General features: G+C 71.1%; 10 protein-coding genes, 2 pseudogenes and 1 CRISPR repeat array. Of the genes and pseudogenes, 5 read left to right on the top strand and 7 right to left on the bottom strand.

Going from position 1 to position 16,120, the window contains the following annotated elements:
* Nucleotides 1–114: 114 nt before the first annotated feature.
* Nucleotides 115–600 (top strand): hypothetical protein, encoded by a 486-nt coding sequence (locus ABZ449_RS09410; protein WP_360342775.1) that lies wholly within the window; start codon nucleotides 115–117, stop codon nucleotides 598–600.
* Here the strand turns inward: ABZ449_RS09410 and ABZ449_RS09405 are convergent.
* A pseudogene (locus tag ABZ449_RS09405) lies at nucleotides 593–835 on the bottom strand (IS110 family transposase); the annotation flags it as partial. The gene ABZ449_RS09410 and the pseudogene ABZ449_RS09405 sit on opposite strands and share 8 nt — an antisense overlap.
* A 4-nt stretch (nucleotides 836–839) precedes the next feature.
* Here ABZ449_RS09405 and ABZ449_RS09400 point away from each other — a divergent pair.
* A pseudogene (locus ABZ449_RS09400) lies at nucleotides 840–1,100 on the top strand (transposase); the annotation flags it as partial.
* Between the two features lie 145 nt (nucleotides 1,101–1,245).
* Here the strand turns inward: ABZ449_RS09400 and ABZ449_RS09395 are convergent.
* From ABZ449_RS09395 to ABZ449_RS09380, 4 genes are all read right to left on the bottom strand, one after another.
* Nucleotides 1,246–1,677, bottom strand: a complete 432-nt coding sequence (locus tag ABZ449_RS09395) for a hypothetical protein (RefSeq protein ID WP_360342772.1) — start codon at nucleotides 1,675–1,677, stop codon at nucleotides 1,246–1,248.
* Nucleotides 1,678–1,733: 56 nt separating this feature from the next.
* Entirely contained in the window at nucleotides 1,734–2,447 is a 714-nt protein-coding gene (locus tag ABZ449_RS09390) for an HAD family hydrolase (protein ID WP_360342769.1), read from the bottom strand.
* A gap of 102 nt (nucleotides 2,448–2,549) precedes the next feature.
* Nucleotides 2,550–2,912 (bottom strand): hypothetical protein, encoded by a 363-nt coding sequence (locus ABZ449_RS09385; protein WP_360342766.1) that lies wholly within the window; start codon nucleotides 2,910–2,912, stop codon nucleotides 2,550–2,552.
* Between the two features lie 540 nt (nucleotides 2,913–3,452).
* Entirely contained in the window at nucleotides 3,453–4,325 is an 873-nt protein-coding gene (locus ABZ449_RS09380; protein ID WP_360342763.1) for a hypothetical protein, read from the bottom strand.
* A 495-nt stretch (nucleotides 4,326–4,820) separates the two neighbouring features.
* On the opposite strand from ABZ449_RS09380, the gene ABZ449_RS09375 reads away from it, so the two are divergent.
* The gene (locus tag ABZ449_RS09375) at nucleotides 4,821–6,098 is read left to right on the top strand and encodes an NlpC/P60 family protein (protein WP_360342760.1); all 1,278 of its coding nucleotides are present in this window, start codon (nucleotides 4,821–4,823) and stop codon (nucleotides 6,096–6,098) included.
* Between the two features lie 241 nt (nucleotides 6,099–6,339).
* Nucleotides 6,340–6,857: direct repeats of the CRISPR family, unit length 29 nt; unit sequence GGAGCCATCCCCGCGCGTGCGGGGCCGAC.
* 413 nt (nucleotides 6,858–7,270) lie between these two features.
* On the opposite strand, the gene ABZ449_RS09370 is transcribed toward ABZ449_RS09375, so the two are convergent.
* Together ABZ449_RS09370 and ABZ449_RS09365 are read right to left on the bottom strand one after the other, a co-directional pair.
* A complete protein-coding gene (locus ABZ449_RS09370; protein ID WP_360342757.1) occupies nucleotides 7,271–10,228 on the bottom strand; it encodes a hypothetical protein in 2,958 nt (985 codons plus the stop codon).
* Nucleotides 10,229–11,305: 1,077 nt separating this feature from the next.
* Nucleotides 11,306–12,493, bottom strand: a complete 1,188-nt coding sequence (locus ABZ449_RS09365; RefSeq protein WP_360342754.1) for a hypothetical protein — start codon at nucleotides 12,491–12,493, stop codon at nucleotides 11,306–11,308.
* Nucleotides 12,494–13,006: 513 nt separating this feature from the next.
* Between ABZ449_RS09365 and ABZ449_RS09360 the strand changes: the two genes are divergently transcribed.
* Both ABZ449_RS09360 and ABZ449_RS09355 read left to right on the top strand, forming a co-directional pair.
* The gene (locus tag ABZ449_RS09360; RefSeq protein ID WP_360342751.1) at nucleotides 13,007–13,486 is read left to right on the top strand and encodes a hypothetical protein; all 480 of its coding nucleotides are present in this window, start codon (nucleotides 13,007–13,009) and stop codon (nucleotides 13,484–13,486) included.
* A 146-nt stretch (nucleotides 13,487–13,632) separates the two neighbouring features.
* Nucleotides 13,633–16,050 (top strand): tetratricopeptide repeat protein, encoded by a 2,418-nt coding sequence (locus ABZ449_RS09355; RefSeq protein WP_360342748.1) that lies wholly within the window; start codon nucleotides 13,633–13,635, stop codon nucleotides 16,048–16,050.
* Nucleotides 16,051–16,120 lie beyond the last annotated feature (70 nt).

The following is a 16,120-nucleotide window of genomic DNA, read 5'->3' as shown; positions in this document are numbered from 1 at the left end:
CGGCTCACCCGGCGCCCCGGGTGCGAGGGCGTCCTTCACCCGGGGGGTGCCTCTCTGGGGTTCGTCAAGGAAATCGGGCTGCGCTCGGGAGGCGTGGGCGGGCAGCATGGAGGGGTGCCGGATCTTCTGTGGGATGACGTCAGGAACTTCTTCGACCCTGACTTGATGGGTGCTCTGCCGGACGTGTCCGTGGAGGGCACCTCGGTGGAGGGCTGGCAGGCGGTGTTCGATCTGGTCCGGTCGAGTGGTTGGGCTTGGGAGTTCTTGGAGGGTGGCGTCGCCGGGCCGCTGCCTCCTGCTGCGGAGGTGCTGACGCGTCCGGCGGATGCCGAGACGGTCGACCTGCGGGTCTGGCCGGTTCCGGGCGTGCTGGTGATCTTCCGTCCGATGTCTGCCGAGGAGATCGACTTCGATGTGGACCTTCGCGAGCTGCAGGGCCAGGAAGGAGTGGACGTCCTCTGCCGGTTCCTGACCGCGGTCGGTCGTCGGCTGGGAAAGCCGGTGGCCATGACGGCCGAAGGCGACTACGGGCACCCGGTGCTCGGGTTTGACCCCGCAGCCGAGCGCGTGGTGCTGATGGCGGACCCGCGGTTCAGCTGACCGCTGCGGCCGGCCGGGACTCATAGAAGGTTCCGTCGCGGAGCATGGCGAACAGGACGTCGACCCGGCGTCTGGCCAGGCATAGGAGGGCCTGGGTGTGCCGTTTGCCCTGGCCGATCTTCTTGTCGTAGTAGGCGCGGGAGGCCGGGTCGCTGAGAGAGGCGAACGCGGCGAGGAAGAACGCCCGTTTCAGCTGCTTGTTGCCCCGGCGAGAGGGTTGCTCGCCGCGTATCGAGAACACGATCGTCTGGGCCGACTCCGCCTACGCCGGGCAACTGGTCGGCTGGGTGAGGAAATACCTGAACCTCACGGTCAAGACGGTGAACCGACCCAAGGCCGCGAAGGGGTTCGTGGTCCTGCCCCGACGTTGGGTGGTCGAGCGGAGTCACGCCTGGGTGATGCACGCGCGCCGGCACGCCCGGGACTACGAACGTCTCGTCCAGCACTCCGAGTCGCTGATCACCTGGGTCGCGATCACCCTGATGACCAGGCGCATCACTCAGCGGCAGTCCAAGCGGTCGGGACAGCCGGCCTCCCGCGAGGCCCAGCGGGACTGATCGTTCTCACGGTCACCGCCACCGCCCTGGCCCGGTCCCGCCCGCGGCGCCGTCCGGTGACCACTTTCCCGCGGCCCCCGGTCGCCCGTCAGGCCGTTGAAGCTGGCCGTGTCAGGCCCGCTCGCCGTCCGGCCCGTCGTCCAGGCCGGCCCGCGAGCGCCAGTCCGTGGCGGCCATCGCCTGCCACCGCACACCGATCTCGATCTGGGCCGGCGTGAGCCCGGTCGCCTCCGCCAGTTCCGCTCAGCCCGTCCGGGTGCTGGTCCAGAGCCCTGCCGATCTCGGCCGCCCACTGCTCGGGCCCGACGAACGGCCGATCGCGATACTGCTCGACCAGCCGCCGCCCGTGCTCCCGGCCGCAGGCCACGAGCAGCCGCCGCCCGTCGAACTCCGGGTCGGTGCGGTGCACCACCGAGGAATCCCGCACGACGAAGTAGACCTCGCTGCCGTCGGAGATCACCGCGTGGCACAGATCGCACAGCTCCGGCAGGGCCTCGCCTTGGTCCTCGGTCTCGTTCACGCTCCCTATCTACCCCGGCAGTGCCCTGTTCCCTGCTCAAGCGACCCGAGCACTGATCACAAACCCACCAGCTCCCTCAACGAGGCGATCACCCGGACGCCGGCCTCCACGGCACCGGAGCCTCCGGAAGCCGAGCGGTCCAGCCAGAAGGCCTGCAACCCTGCGTCCCGTGCCCCTACCGCGTCCTTCTCGTAGTCGTCACCCACGTAGGCCACCTCGGCGGGCGCCAACCCCAGGGCCTGGCAGCCCGCCAGGAAGATGCTCGCCGCTGGCTTGGCGGAACCGTGTTCCTGGGAGCAGACCAACGGCTCCGCGAAGTAACCGAGCAGCCCGATCGCATCCAGCTTCGCGCGCTGGTGCGCGGTCACTGAGTTCGACACGACGCCGAGTCGGAAGCGACCCGCCAACGCGCCCAGCGCCGGCTGAGCATCGTCGAACGCCCGTCGGCTCGTATCCCTCCGCACCGCGTAGCTCGCGAACCACGCCGTAGCCGCCTCGTCCGTCAACTCAACTGCGCCGACCACTCCGGCCTGGGCGAGAAATCGCCGAATCCGTGCGGCCTTCTGGGCGGCGAACGTCAACTCGCCGCTCAGGAAGCGCGGGTACTCCTCCTCCCTGACTTCCCGCCACACACGCAGCGCCTCCGCCGGCGACGCGAACCGGTCGGAGAGCCCTTCGGCCACCAGATGTTCGTGAAGTCCGGCCTTCTCGGCCGCCTCGTAGTCGTACAGGGTTCCATCGACATCGAACAGCACTCCACGGATCGTCATGTCGATCATTCTGGCGGGCAGCGCCGCCCCGGAATAGTCCCTTGATCAAGGGTGACCTTCGAAAACGGCCTCTGGGGGCGTGGCTCCCGCGTGCCCGCGCGGTCACTTCTGTTCGCGGCGGGTGGGTTTGGAGGCTCGGTTCGACTCCCACTGTTGCTGGGCGGCGGTGACGAGGGTGACGTGGCGGTGCCAGCCAGTCCAGGAGCGACCCTCGAAGTGGTCCAGGCCCAGGGCGGTCTTCAGCTCGCGGCAGTCGTGCTCGATTCGCCAGTGGATCCTGGCCGGGCGTACCAGTTCCTCGAACCGGGTGTCGGCCGGCGAGGTGGACACCCAGTAGTGGGACGGCTCGGCCAGGTGGGTGGGCCACTGGGTCGGCAGCCAGCAGCCAGCACGCGGGCAGGGTGCCGTCGGGCTCCAATCGTGGCCGTCGGCCGGCCAGGCGGACCCGCAGGGCGACGAACTCACCGGTCGGACGGCTGCGGGAGCCCTGCCGCCAGGTCACCGTGCGGGGCGCCGCTCGGCCGGCGGCCCGCACGTGCTCGGCCGGCGCCACGGGGCGGGTCCGATATCGGGGCTTCGGGCGGGGTCTGAGTCCGCCGTAGCGCGGCTGGTGGGTGACCGCGTCCAGCCTGTGGGCCGTGGCCAGGCCCTTGACCTGCTGATCCGAGCGTCGCAGCGGAGCGAACACCTTCGCCGTGAACGTCTCCAACTCATCGCGTAACACTGCCAGTTCGTTGAGTCACGCCGACAGAGAACCGCCGAATGCCGAGCCTGCCCAGACGCCGCGCAACACGTGACAAGGCACTACTGGACATGGTGTCGGCGAACGCGTCAGGCAGACACGTGGCTTCGCTGACCGGGGGCTCCGGTATGGAGAACGTTCGTAGGCCCGCTCAGCTGCTGAGCGGGCCTACGAACGAGGTGGTGCTGACAAGCGCGGATTGCTTCCGCTTCCTCCTGTTGGGGAGAGCGCCGGGGGCGGAACTGGACCAGGGTGGTGGTGCGTCAGATGACGAAGGGCTTCGTTTCCGGGGCGCTGTCCTGGGGGTCGACCTGACCAGGCAGGCTGTCCTCGCTGGGGCAACTGTCCGGCGCCGAGTGCTTGGGCTTGCACGCGCCGTTCTTCCTGCCGGAGTCATGGGACTTTCCCTGCCCCTTCTCGCCCTTTTTGTTCTTCGCGGTCTGCTCGCGCTTCTTCTTGTTCTCGGACTTCTTCTTCGTGGGACCGCTTTGGCACTTGTCCTTCGCGTCGGCGCCGTCCGTGCTGCCGGGGGCCGGCTTCTCGGCGGTCGGATTCCTGGGGCAGGAACATCCGTTGTTCCGATCGTCAGGGGCTGGAGTGCCCTGGCCGCCGCTTTCGTCGTTGCCCGGGCCGTTGTTCCCGCTGTCGCTGCCGCTGCCTGCGGGACTGTCGCTGGGGGTGTCGGTGTCCTGAGTGTCCGGGGTGTCGGTGTCCTGGGTGCCGTTCCCACCGTCGCTTCCGCTGTCGGCGTCCTGGTCGTTCTCACCCATGCCGTTGCCGTTGTCCTTGTGCTCAGGGGCCGGGGTTGTCTGGTCGCCGCTTTCGCTGTCGCCCCGGTCGGCGTCGCTTTCGCCGTCGCCCCGGTCGTCGTTGCCCTCACCGCTGTGATCACCGGGTGCCGGGGTGTTGTCGCCGTCGGTGTTCTGGCCGCCGTCGTCGTCCTCGTCGCCAGGGGGTACCGGTGTGTGCTCGGGGACGTCGGGACGGGGGCAGACACAGGGGGGCGTGTGCGTCGGGCCGGGTGACGCGGCCGGAGCAGGCCGGGCGGCGACCGTGTGGAGGAGGGCGGGGACGGTTCGCGTGGTGGCGAGGGCGGGCGGCGCGGGTTCGACGACGGCGAGGGCGGGAGCCGCCATCGCGGCGGCGCCCAGCAGCAGACCAGCGCCCAGCCACTTGCCGGCCCGCCGAACCGAACCGGTCGCCTTGCGGTGCCGCCCGGTACCGGCGGTGAGCCACGCTCCCCGTCCCATGTCGGATTCCCTTCCTCGCCTGTTGTCACGGATCCCGGTGAGCGTGCCCGGTGGCTCGCGGAGGGGACAAGGAGGTTCGGCGTCCGGAACCGTCCGGACCTGTCCGCGCTACCAGCCGACGGCGGCCCGGCTCCTGAGACGGGCCCGTCGGACGGGCGGTTGCACCCCACCTGACCTGCCCGGACAGTTCGAGACTGTCCCAGACGCCCCAGGCCCTGGCCGGACACGCATGGGACGAGAAGGCTCCCCGGCGAGGGCCGCCGGCAGCGGCCGCCGAGGGAGGTTGTGATGGCACAGCGCACGGGACAGACGACCGGTTCGGGCCCGCGGGAGACCGGCCCGGCGCGGGGGCGGTTCTTGGCCGCCGGTATGGCGGCGGGTATGGCGGCGGGTCAGGTCCCGGTACCGGACCGGAGCGTGTCGCTGGGGCCGGTGACGGTGTCCGGCCCGCGCCCCGACGCGGCGGGTGACGGGGTACGAACGAGCGCCAACGGCATCGACTCGCCCCCGCCGCTTCGTACGACGGCGGACGAGCCGAGCCACGCCACGTACCGCACCGCTGGAGCGGCGGCCGAACGGGCTCGCGGCCGGGTGAAGCGGAAGGCGGTGCCCCTCGGCCTGGCACTGCTGTGCGCGGTACTGGTGGGCGCCGGCGTGCATCAGGCGGTCGGGGGCTCTGCCACCGGCCCGGTGCCGGCCGCCGCCTCCGGGGCACCGGCGCTCTCCCCGGATGAGGAGCACGCCCCCGGCAAGGAGCCCGGTCCGCAGACCCCAACGGAGCCGCAGACCCCGACCGGTCCGGACGTCCCGACCGGTGCCCAACCGGCCCCGAGCACCCCGGCGGCCCCTGCCCCGGCGACGCGCGAGGCGGTTCTGAAGCGGGGGGACACCCTGTGGGGGCTGGCCCGGGACCACCACACCACGGTGCAGACGTTGCAGGAGCTGAACGGGCTGGGTGACTCGACCCTGATCCACGCCGGCGCAACACTGCGCCTGCCCGGAGCCGTGGGCGACTCCCCGGCCTCGGGGACCGTCACGGACGCGTCCGGTGGGGCGGTGCCGGCCCGGTTCTCCACCGGGAGCGACATCCGGTCGGCCTCCGCCGGGGACCCGCCCGGTCAGCCCTTCGTCATCGGGACACCGTCCGGGGCCGGGGTGACGCCCGAGGCAGAGCCCGGGGCCCTGGGCATCCGTGAGCTGCCCGAGGAGGAGAGGTCCTCGAGTACCAAGTCCGGGGCCAGGAGCAAGAAGAACCAGCGCCGTGACGCGAAGGGCGGCAAGGCCAAGGACAGCGGGACCGATGCCGGCACGGGCGCCGCAGCAGCCGTAGCCTTTGCCCGGGCACAGATCGGCAAGCCGTACGCGTGGGGCGCCACCGGGCCCGGCTCCTTCGACTGCTCGGGGCTGGTGATGCGCGCATGGCAGGTCGGCGGGGTGGCACTGCCGCGTACCACCTGGGGCATGGCCAAGGCGGGGACGGCTACCACCCGCGGGGCCCTGGTGCCGGGCGACCTGGTCATCACCAACGGCGGGGGCCATGTCCAGCTCTACATCGGTGACGGCAAGGTCGTCCACGCGCCCGGAACCGGCAAGCATGTCACCATCGCCCCCCTGGCTCCTGCCTCCAGGGTCCTCACCTACCGCCACCTCGCCTCATAGCGCTGTAGCTTGTGCGGGTCGGCTTACCGCCCGGACACCGTGCCGCGATGAGGGCGGCCCGGACACCCAGGCCGCCGCGGTCTTCCACGACGAGCACTCATCGCCAACGCCACCGGCTCCCTGGACCGCACCCGACCAGTGTCCACGGCCGTCGGCCGGGCCGAGGCTGTGCCCCCACACCGCTTCGCTCCCGCATCGCATACCGACGGCTCCAGCCGCCGGCGTGGAAGGGCGCCTGGCCGGAGCCATCCCCGCGCGTGCGGGGCCGACTGGGCGGCTACGTCAACCGCTTCTCATGAGAAGGAGCCATCCCCGCGCGTGCGGGGCCGACGACGCTATGGCCCGCGGCGGCCAGGTGTGGACGGAGCCATCCCCGCGCGTGCGGGGCCGACGCCGCCGCCCGGTACGGCACCGAAGCCAAGGAGGAGCCATCCCCGCGCGTGCGGGGCCGACGTGATGGAGAGCACCGGGATGCCGGGCCCCAGGGAGCCATCCCCGCGCGTGCGGGGCCGACAGCTGGAGGACACGGGCGCCGTCGCGGGCCTTCGAGCCATCCCCGCGCGTGCGGGGCCGACGGTCCATCGGCTCGGCGGTGATGGTGGCCTCGGGAGCCATCCCCGCGCGTGCGGGGCCGACCCTCAGTGGTCGTTGCGGATGGCGTCGGCGACGGAGCCATCCCCGCGCGTGCGGGGCCGACCGGCCAGTCGGTGACCAGGTCTGCACCGGCCACGGAGCCATCCCCGCGCGTGCGGGGCCGACACTTCCTGACCTGCTGTGATTCGCCTCAGGATACGCCAATTTATTCAGTTCGAATCCGTAGCCCAGCCTGTGTAGGGCCGAAGCTCAGGCTGACCTGGAACCCCGCGTCTTCAGCCTGACACCGAGGAAGCCATGTTCGCGAGCGTGAGGCCGAACTCCCGGCAGCGGACCTGTCGTTGCCGTAGGGGGAGTAACACCCGCGGCCGCCGTTCTCCTTGGTCCACTGCCCCGGGCCCGGCGCCCGTCATCCCGAACGTCCGCTCCCTCGCCGTCATGTCGAAGGGATACAAGAGCTAACGGCTCCCGGAGCGGCCCGACGCGGTCCGGCAGGACGGCCTGCCCAGCCTCTGCGCGCTGAGCTGCCGGTTGGCCTAGCGTTGCCACTAGGCCAACCGGAGTTGTTCCGCTGGTGGTCAGACCTGGTACCAGGAGCGGAAGGACTCTCCCGGTGTGCCCTGGTCGATGGCCCAGGTGGTGCCTGTGGTGTCGGTGGTGGTGACGATCATGGCGCCGTTGTCGAGGAGTGTGACGCGCGGGTCTCCGGCGAAGATCATGTTCGGATTGCCGAGGTAGGCGCCCGGGCTGAATCCGCTGGTCGGACTGCCCTGGCCGAACAGGGCGATGTGGCCGTTGGTGGTGCGGGCGACGATGTTGACGGTGCCGCCGGCTCCGGGGGACAGCACGATGCTGGTGGCGCCGCCCGTGCCGCCGGTGAGGCTGATCTTGTACCACTCGCGGAACGGTGTTCCGGGCGCGGCCTGGTCGATGGCCCAGACGTCGCCGTTGACGTCGATGGCGGCCACGACCATGGTGCCGTTGGAGGCGGTGGTGACGCTGGGGTCCCCGGCGAAGGCGGGCGAGGTGGCGCCGAGGTAGGCGCCCGGGCTGAATCCGCTGGTGGGGCCGCCCTGGCCGAAGAAGCCGATGTGGCCGTTGGTGGTGCGGACGAACAGGTTGACAGTGCCGCCTCCTGTGGGGGATGTCACGGCTGCGGGACGGCCCGCGAGGCCGCCACTGGCACTGACCTTGAACCAGGAGCCGAACGCGGACCCGGGCGCGCTCTGGTTGGTCGCCCACAGGTCGCCGCCAGTGTCGACGGCGGTGACGATCATGCTGCCGTTGGCGGTGAGGGTGACGGCGGGGTCCCGGGCGAACACCGGAGCGGAGCCGCCGACCGCCGTGGCGGGGCTGAAGGACGCGTCGGGGCCGGCCTGGGCGTAGTCGACGATCTGTCCGGCGCGGGTGCGGGCGAAGACGTGGACGGTGCCGCCGGCGGCCGGCGACAGGATCGGCGCGGGGTCGCCGGTGTGGACGCCCTGGCCGCTGAGCTGGTACCAGCTGCGGAACCCGCCCGTGGTGCCGGTCTGGCTGGTCGCCCACAGGTTGCCGTCAGCGGTGACCTTGACCGCAACGAGCGTGCCGTTGGCGGCGCGCGTCATGGTGGTGGCCGGGCTGCGCAGGCTCTGTCCGCCGTCGAGTGCGGTGACGGTGTGCAGGTTGCCCTGGGCGGCCAGGCGCGGCAGTCCGAGCCCGGTCGGCGTGCCGGGGTACATCAGCAGGCAGCCGGTGGGGCAGGTCGTGGTCTGGGCGGTTCCGTCCGGGGTGTAGTAGGTCACCGGGGTGGCGGAGTCGGCGGGCGTGGTGGCGAGGACGTCGCCGATGGTCTGGCCCGGAGTCGGGGTGAACAAGGGGTAGCCCCTGCCGCTGTCGGCGACACTGCCGTGCAGGTTGCCGGGCGACGTGATCAGGGGCCGGTGCTGGGGGTCGAAGCCGCTGGCGTACACGCTGCCAGTGGCGGGGCTGCCGGCCTGGTATCCGCGACCGTCGGCGTTGCGGGCACCGAGCACGAGGCGGACACGTCCGTACTCGGCGTCGTTCGGGTCGGTGGTGTTGCGTCGGGCGAGCAGGTCGGGGATGCCGTCGCCGTTGACGTCGCCGGGGGCGAGGACGTCGTAGTCACTCCAGCCGGAGGCAGATACGACAGTGCCCGGATTCAACTTGTTGGTGCCGATCTCGGAGGCGAGGGGACCCGCCGTCGTGCCGCTGTAGAGGACGAGGGTGTCGCCGTCCTTGGTGAGCATGTCGTTCCCGGCACGGGCATCGAGGTTGCCGGTGGCGAGGATCTGGTTGGTGGCGGACCAGTCGCCCCCGCTGGGGTGGAACAGTTCGGTACGCCGAGACTCGTCGGGGGCGCCCATGCCGTTGCCGGCGTAGAGGTAGAGCCGGGTGCCCTGCTTGACGAGGAAGTCTTCGTAGCCGTCGTCGGTCTGGCCCGGGTTCTGGGTGGTGAAGTTACCCCGGTGGGTGACCTGGGCGCCGGACCAGCCCGGGTTGGCGACGGTGCGGGGCTGGTCGAAGGTGCCGTCGCCGTGGCCCGCGTAGAGGACGAGTTCGCCGGTGCTGGTGGCGGCCACCAGGTCGGCGTGCCCGTCGCCGGTCAGGTCGCCGGGACGGTCGCCGGACAGGGCCGGGTCGGCGGCGTCGTGGACGAAGTTGGGGAATGCGGTGGTGATCAGCCTGGTGCTGGAGTTGGGGCCGCCGTCCGAACTGTCGTAGGCGGAGAGGTTGCCGGCCTTGTCCATGGCCTGGACGGTGAGCCGGTTGGTTGGCCACAGGGTGGGCGTGAACGTGACGGTCGCGGTCCCGTCCGGGCCGGCGTCCACCCAGGTGCCATCGCAGCCCTGGTTGACCACGGGCAGCGGCTTGTTGAGGGAGTAGCAGAACCCCTTCAGGCCGAACTGGTCGCTGGAAGCGAACTTGACCGTGCGCGGGGTGCGGGCGGGCACCTCCCCGACATCGATGCTGTGGCCGTCCGCGGAGGCGACGGTCGGCTTGGAGGGAGGCGTGCTGTCGACGTTGAATCCGCAGTCACGCCCGAAGCCCGATCCGGCGATGCCGTCCTCGGCTTGGACGTGCCACTTGTAGCGGCCGCCGTCACGCAGGCTGTCGGCGCCGAGTCTCGTGACGGCCCAGGAACCGTTGGGAGCTCCAGCCCAGACCGGCGGGAAGAACTGCCCGGTGTCGTGGTTCCAGGCCTCGAACTTGGCGCTCAGGGCGACGTCGCTGTCCGGGTCGGAGATCCTGGCGGTCAGGACGACGTCGTTGCGCCCGACGGTGGGCCAGGCCGCCGGGTCACTGATACAGGGCACGTTGACGTTGCTGCTGCTGCCCGGCGTCCACTGACTCTCCCACGCCGCATAGTCGTGGAGGACCGGGGGCTGGTTGTAGGGGACCTCGAGCCGGGCGCTTCCCGTGTTGGCCTGAGCGGGGGCGTGGCCCAGTACGGCGATGTTCACGGCGGCGGCCGCGATCAGCGCGGTAGCCGTTCTCCGGGTGGTTCGCCCTATTCGGTGGGCGTTGTGACGGTGCATCGCCTTCACTTTCTGTGCGGTTTGCAGGCGTCCCCATCATGCAAGCCGGCAGTGACGGTCCGGTCGAATTAGGAGGTCTCTGTTCCGGACGAGAGGGGGGATCGGATGCCGCATTGTGATCAAAGCGCGCGAAGGTCCGGCCTGGTGCTGGGAGAAAAACGGAAAAATCACCTCTTCAGGAGGTGGAGTCGGCCCCGAGGGACGCCACCCTCAGTGTGAAGGAGTTATAAAAGAGAGATAAATTCCCCTGTAGGCAGGGTGGTTGGCGAACAATCAGGGATGCCCCGTCGGTGGTTCTTGGTAGCATCCGCCGGGTGTGATCGCACCCGCACAACACGACCAAGAGGAAAGAAACGGCTGTATCCATCCGACACGGGCGCCTCGCCCGGATCGCGAACGCGTCGGTCCGAGGCAATAACACGCCCTGTGCTCCGTAAAGCCGTGCCTATGGCCGTGACCGCCGCCGCGCCGCTGCCCCCGGGGGATTGGGCGGTCTCGGGCGCGGTCGTGACGGAGCCGACGGCGCCGGGGAGCCACAACTCGGCGGAGCGCGGTCGTACCGCGGGGTCGCGTCGTCCGGGTGTCTTCCTGCGCCCGGGCCTGGTGTGTTGGGAGGCTGATGGGATGAAGACTCCACGAGTTGCCGGTCCGGATCGTGTCTGCGTGCTACCCGGCCGCCCGGGCTGGATCCGGGACGTGGCCTATCTGGGTGACCAGGTGCTGGAGTACCTCGCCACGGCCGCCGCGGCGAACGCCCATCACGACGACAACCGCTACCTGCTGCTGACGGCGGGCCTGACGATCGAGGCCCTGCCGAGGCGGTCCCCGAGGGCGGCGCCGGCCAGGCGGTGGTGTACACCCTGCCCGCCTGGCGCCTGGAGGCATTGTGGGAGGTCCTGCTGGTACTGCGTCGGACCGCGGCCGGCGATCCGGGCACAGACGCGGTACGCGGGCTCCTGGAGGACCTGGGTGCCCACTTGTGCCCGGTCCTGAGCCATCGCCCGACGGACACGGCGAGGGGCCGGCCTCCCGCGCAGTGGGAGGCCGGCCCCTCGGTCTTCATGGCGGAAGCGGGTGTCAGTGCTGGACGGTGGGTCGCAGGGTGGTGAGGGCGCCGTAGTGGCCGTCCGAGTCGCCGCCGACCTCGATCCGCACCGGCGCGGCGCCGGTGCGCTTCAGGCCGACCCGGAAGGTGTACTCGGTCGGGTTGCCCTTCATCACGCCCACCAGCTGGGACGGCGCCACCCCGAGGTTCCCGTTGCAGTCCTCGGTCACCTCGAAGGACTTCCACTCGCCGCCGACCTTCGCCTCCATCGTGACGTCCGACGCGGAGAGGCCTTCGCTCGTGGAGGCGGACAGCCGCACCACCGGGCGCAGCAGGCGCGGCCCGTCGGGCGAGGAGATCTTGAAGGAGAACTGGGTGGGGGTCCTGCCGACGACGAGTGGGGTCGGCTTGGAGACCGAGGCCACCGCCGGGCGGTGGCGGTCGACGACCGACGCGGCCACCACGCCCTTCGTCAGCACCGTGAAGGTGGACGGCGTCACGGCGTCCGCCTCGACGAGCAGTCGGCCCGGCTGGTTGCCCGCGTCGAGCACCATCCGGTACTCGACGGTCCTGCTCTCGCCGGCGGCCAGGGTGAAGGCCGCGTCGTTGCCGGTGCCCGCGTAGTCCATTCCGCCGCCCTGGCTCAGGGACGGCATGGCCTTCCAGCCGGAGGTGTCCTTGCGCTCCAGCGTGCCCCGCGCCATCGAGAGCATCCGCTGGCACTGCGCGCCCTCGTACTGCTGGGTGGCCACCACGGGCGCCACCGCGCGGCTGCCCGAGGTGTCGTTGTTCTTCCAGGTCACAGAGAAGGAGACCTTGTCGCCCACCTGGATCTTCTGGCCCTGGTGGAGGCCGTTGAAGGTGATTCCGATGCCACGGGGCTTGGCGGGCGCCGGCTTGGCGGTGGCGGGCTTGGACGGGGCCTTCGCGGCGGGCTTGGCGGCGGTCCCGGCGGGCACGGCGGGTGCGGGCGCGGGGGTCTCGGCGGTGGGCGCGGCGGTGGTCGGGGCCGTTGCGGTGGTCGGCGCGGCCGGGGCCGGGGCGGGGGTGGTCGGGGCGGCGTCCGCGCCGGGGGTGGCCGAGGAGGTGGCTGCGGGGGTGGGAGCGGAGGCGGCGACGGTCGCGCCGCCGTTCGTCGGCCCGCAGGCCGTGACACCGACGGCGGCCACGACGGCCAGCGGGACGATCTTCGCAATACGGGCGATAACGGACGCGTTCATGTGACAGTCCCCCCAAGGACAATGGTGATGGTGATGGTGATCGGATGAACGGGCGCCCGATGTCGCGCCCCGAGGAGCCGGCCCGAGCCCCCCGGCTCCGCCGGCTCGCTCTCCCCGCCTCTCACCCTGATAGACGTCCATCCGCCCGGGGGGTTGCAGGCGGGTTCGAAGAATTTTTCGCGCCCCCGGAACGACGGCGTTCCATGCCCCGGCCCGTTGCTGTCTGGGCGAGGTGCGCCGGGGCGTCTACGAGCAGCAGCGGTAGATCCTGGAGACACACCACCAGGCGGCCGCCCGACTCCGGGACTTGGTGTCGACCCGATGCACCAGGCCCGTGTCATCCGCGTTCGGCGGCGGAGGCTGTCGGCTCCCGCCTTAAGATCGGCGGCGCCGACCTGGGTGGCCTGGGCTGAGCAGGACCACCCAGGCCCGCGCAGTATCGAGAACGGCCGCCCCTCACCAGGCTGCAGCGAGTACTGTCTGACGGACAGTCAACGACGCTCGGGGGTCCGGATGACGGGCATTGAGATCGCTGTCGGGTACGTGTTCGCCTGGCTGGTCCGCAAGGCGAGCCGAGTCGCCGGCCGGGCGGATGAAGAGGTCGACCGCACGCTCGACGCCGCGATGGACCACCTCCACGACCTGGTCAGCACCAAGCTGGGCGAGGACCCCGCACTGCACCGACTTGCCGAGGAGGCCGAGGCAAGCCAGGGCGAGGCCAGCGACCGCACCCGGCAGTGGGTGACATTCACCCTGGAGGACGCCGCCGAGCGGGATCCCGGCTTCCGCGAGGCCCTGAACCGGGCGGTGGAGCAGGTGCAGGCCCTGGACAGCGCCTCCCACGCACCCGGCGGGGTGTCCGCAGGGGACGGTGGGGTAGCTGTCGGCAAGAACTTGAACGTCCGAGCCGACCACAGCTCCATCGCCGCCGGGAAGATTGAGGGGAATGTGACACTGGGAAACCCTTCCCAGCCGGGTCCGCAGCGGGACTGAGCGAACCCGGAGCCACCTCGGCCGCGCCAACCCACAACATCACCAGCGTCTCCGCCGACCACGGCGGCATCGCCTTTGGCTACGTCGAGCAAGTCCATCACTACGCCGCGGCCCGCGTACCGGCCACCAGGCCGCACCAGGTCGGCGTGATCCCACCCCGGGCACTGTCCTTCCAGCAGCGGGCCGAAGCCGACCATCTGCGTGCAGCGGTCGACGCCGGGGGCACTGCGGTCCTCAGCCAGGTGCTGGCCGGGGCCGGCGGCGTGGGCAAGACCCAGCTGGCCGCCGACTACGCCCGCACCGCCTGGGAGAACGGCAGCGTGGATGTGCTGGTGTGGGTCAGCGCGAGCAGCCGCCAGGCGATCACGGCCGGATACGCCCAGGCCGGCATCGAGTTGCTCGCGGCGGATCCCGACGACCCGGAGCAGGCTGCGCGGGCGTTCCTGGCCTGGCTGGAACCCAAGCCGGAAGAGAAGCCATGCCGGTGGCTGGTGGTCCTGGACGACCTCGCCGACCCGGCCGACCTGCGCGGCCTCTGGCCGCCCAATCAGCACGGCCGAACCCTGGTCACCACTCGCCGCCGCGAAGCCGCCCTGACCGGGCAAGGCCGCCGCCTCGTCCATGTGGGGATGTTCATGCCCTGGGAGGCCGGGGCCTATCTCACCGCCGTGCTCACCGCCCACGACTGCACTGAGCCCGCCGACGAGATCAACGCCCTCGCCGAAGACCTCGGCTGTCTGCCTCTCGCCCTCGCCCAAGCCGCCGCGTACATCGTCGACGCCGGCACCACCTGCGCCGCCTACCGAAGCCTGCTGGCCGACCGGCGCAGGAAGCTCGCCGACCTATTGCCGGAGTCCAACGCGCTGCCCGACGATCAAGCGGCCACCGTTGCGGCCGCCTGGTCACTGTCCATCGAGCACGCCGACCGAATCCGCCCGCAGGGCCTGGCCCGACCCATGCTCCAGCTCACTGCGATGCTCGACCCCAGCGGCATTCCCGACACTGTCCTGATCAGCCCACCTGCGCTCAGCCATCTCACCCGCCAGCGCACCCTCACCACTCCGATCCCCGACGGCCCGGTGAGGGCGGAGGATGCCACGGCCGCCCTACGCGTCCTGCACCGGCTCAACCTCGTCGACCACACCCCAGACACCCCGCACCAGGCCGTCCGCGTCCACCAGCTCATCCAACGCGCCGCCCTGGACGCTCTCACCCCTACCCAGCGGCGTGAGTTCGCCCGCACCGCCGCCGATGCCCTGGACGCCGTTTGGCCCGAAGAGGAGCCCACCGCCACCTTCACACTCACCCAGGCCCTGCGTGCCAACACCGAGGCCCTCATCTCCGCTGCCGACCACGCCCTGTACCGACCCAGCGTCCACGTCGTGCTGTACAGGTTCGGCCGGAGCCTGGGGGGTTCCGGGCAGGCCGCCGCAGCCCGCGACTACTTCCAGAACCTCGTCGACCAAACTGCGCGCCGCCGCGGCCCCGATCACATCGACACCCTCGCCGCCCGGTACAACCTTGCCCGCTGGCTTGGTGAGGCGGGGGACGCGGCGGGGGCCTCTTCGGCGCTAACCGAACTGCTGGAGGACTGGGAGCGGGTGGTGGGCTCAGACACCCACTTTCTCGCCCCCACCATCCGAAGCGAGATTGCCCGCTGGCAGGGAGTGGCGGGGGAAACGGTGGGAGCGGCTTCAGCGCTGGCTGGGCTGGCGGAGGACCGGAGACGGGTACTGGGCCCAGACCACCCCGACACCCTCAACACCCGGCACGACTACGCAAATTCGCTTGGCGAGGCGGGGGACCCGGCGGGAGCGGCTGCGGCGCTGGCTGGGTTGGCGGAGGACCGGAAGCGGGTACTGGGCCCCGACCACCCCGACACCCTCAACACCCGGCACGATCTCGCCCGCTGGCAGGCCGAGGCGGGGAACGTGGCAGGGGCCGTGGCCGCCTACGTCAAGCTGGTGGAGGACCGGGAGCGGGTGCTGGGCCCCGACCACATCGACACCCTCGCCGCTCGGGGCAACCTCGCGCACTGGCGGGCCGAGGCGGGGGACGCGGCGGGGGCTGTGGCCGCCTACCTCAAGCTGGTGGACGACGTGCTGCGAGTGCTGGGCCCCGATCACCCCCACACCCTCGCAGCTCGGGGCAACCTCGCGCACTGGCGGGGAGTGGCGGGCGACGCGGCGGGAGCGGCTGCGGCACTGGCCGGGCTGGTGGAGGACCGGGAGCGGGTGCTGGACCCCGACCACCCCCACACCCTCACTGCCCGGCAAGAGCTCGCGCGATGGCAGGCGATCGCGGGGGACATGGCCGGGGCCATCGTCACCAACGCCGCACTACTGGAGGACGAGGTACGGGTGCTGGGCCCCGACCATCCCGAGACCCTCGCCACACGGGCCAACCTCGCTCTCTTGCAGGGAATGACGGGAGACATCGCGGCTGCCGTGACCGCCTACGACGAACTGCTCGACGACATGGCGCGGGTCCTGGGTCCCGACCACCCCGACACGCTCGCCGTCGAACGGAACCTGAACTACTGGCTCAATGGGCTCGAAGGTTGAGAGCGTGGTGGTGAACCGGGTGGTGTTCGGCGGGGTCGGGTCGTGAAGGCTTCGGTCGGTCGCGCTTCCG

Source organism: Kitasatospora sp. NPDC005856, assembly GCF_040629945.1.
GTDB lineage: Bacteria > Actinomycetota > Actinomycetes > Streptomycetales > Streptomycetaceae > Kitasatospora.
The sequence above is the reverse complement of the archived record's forward strand: the minus strand, read 5'-3'. Positions and strand labels throughout refer to the sequence as shown.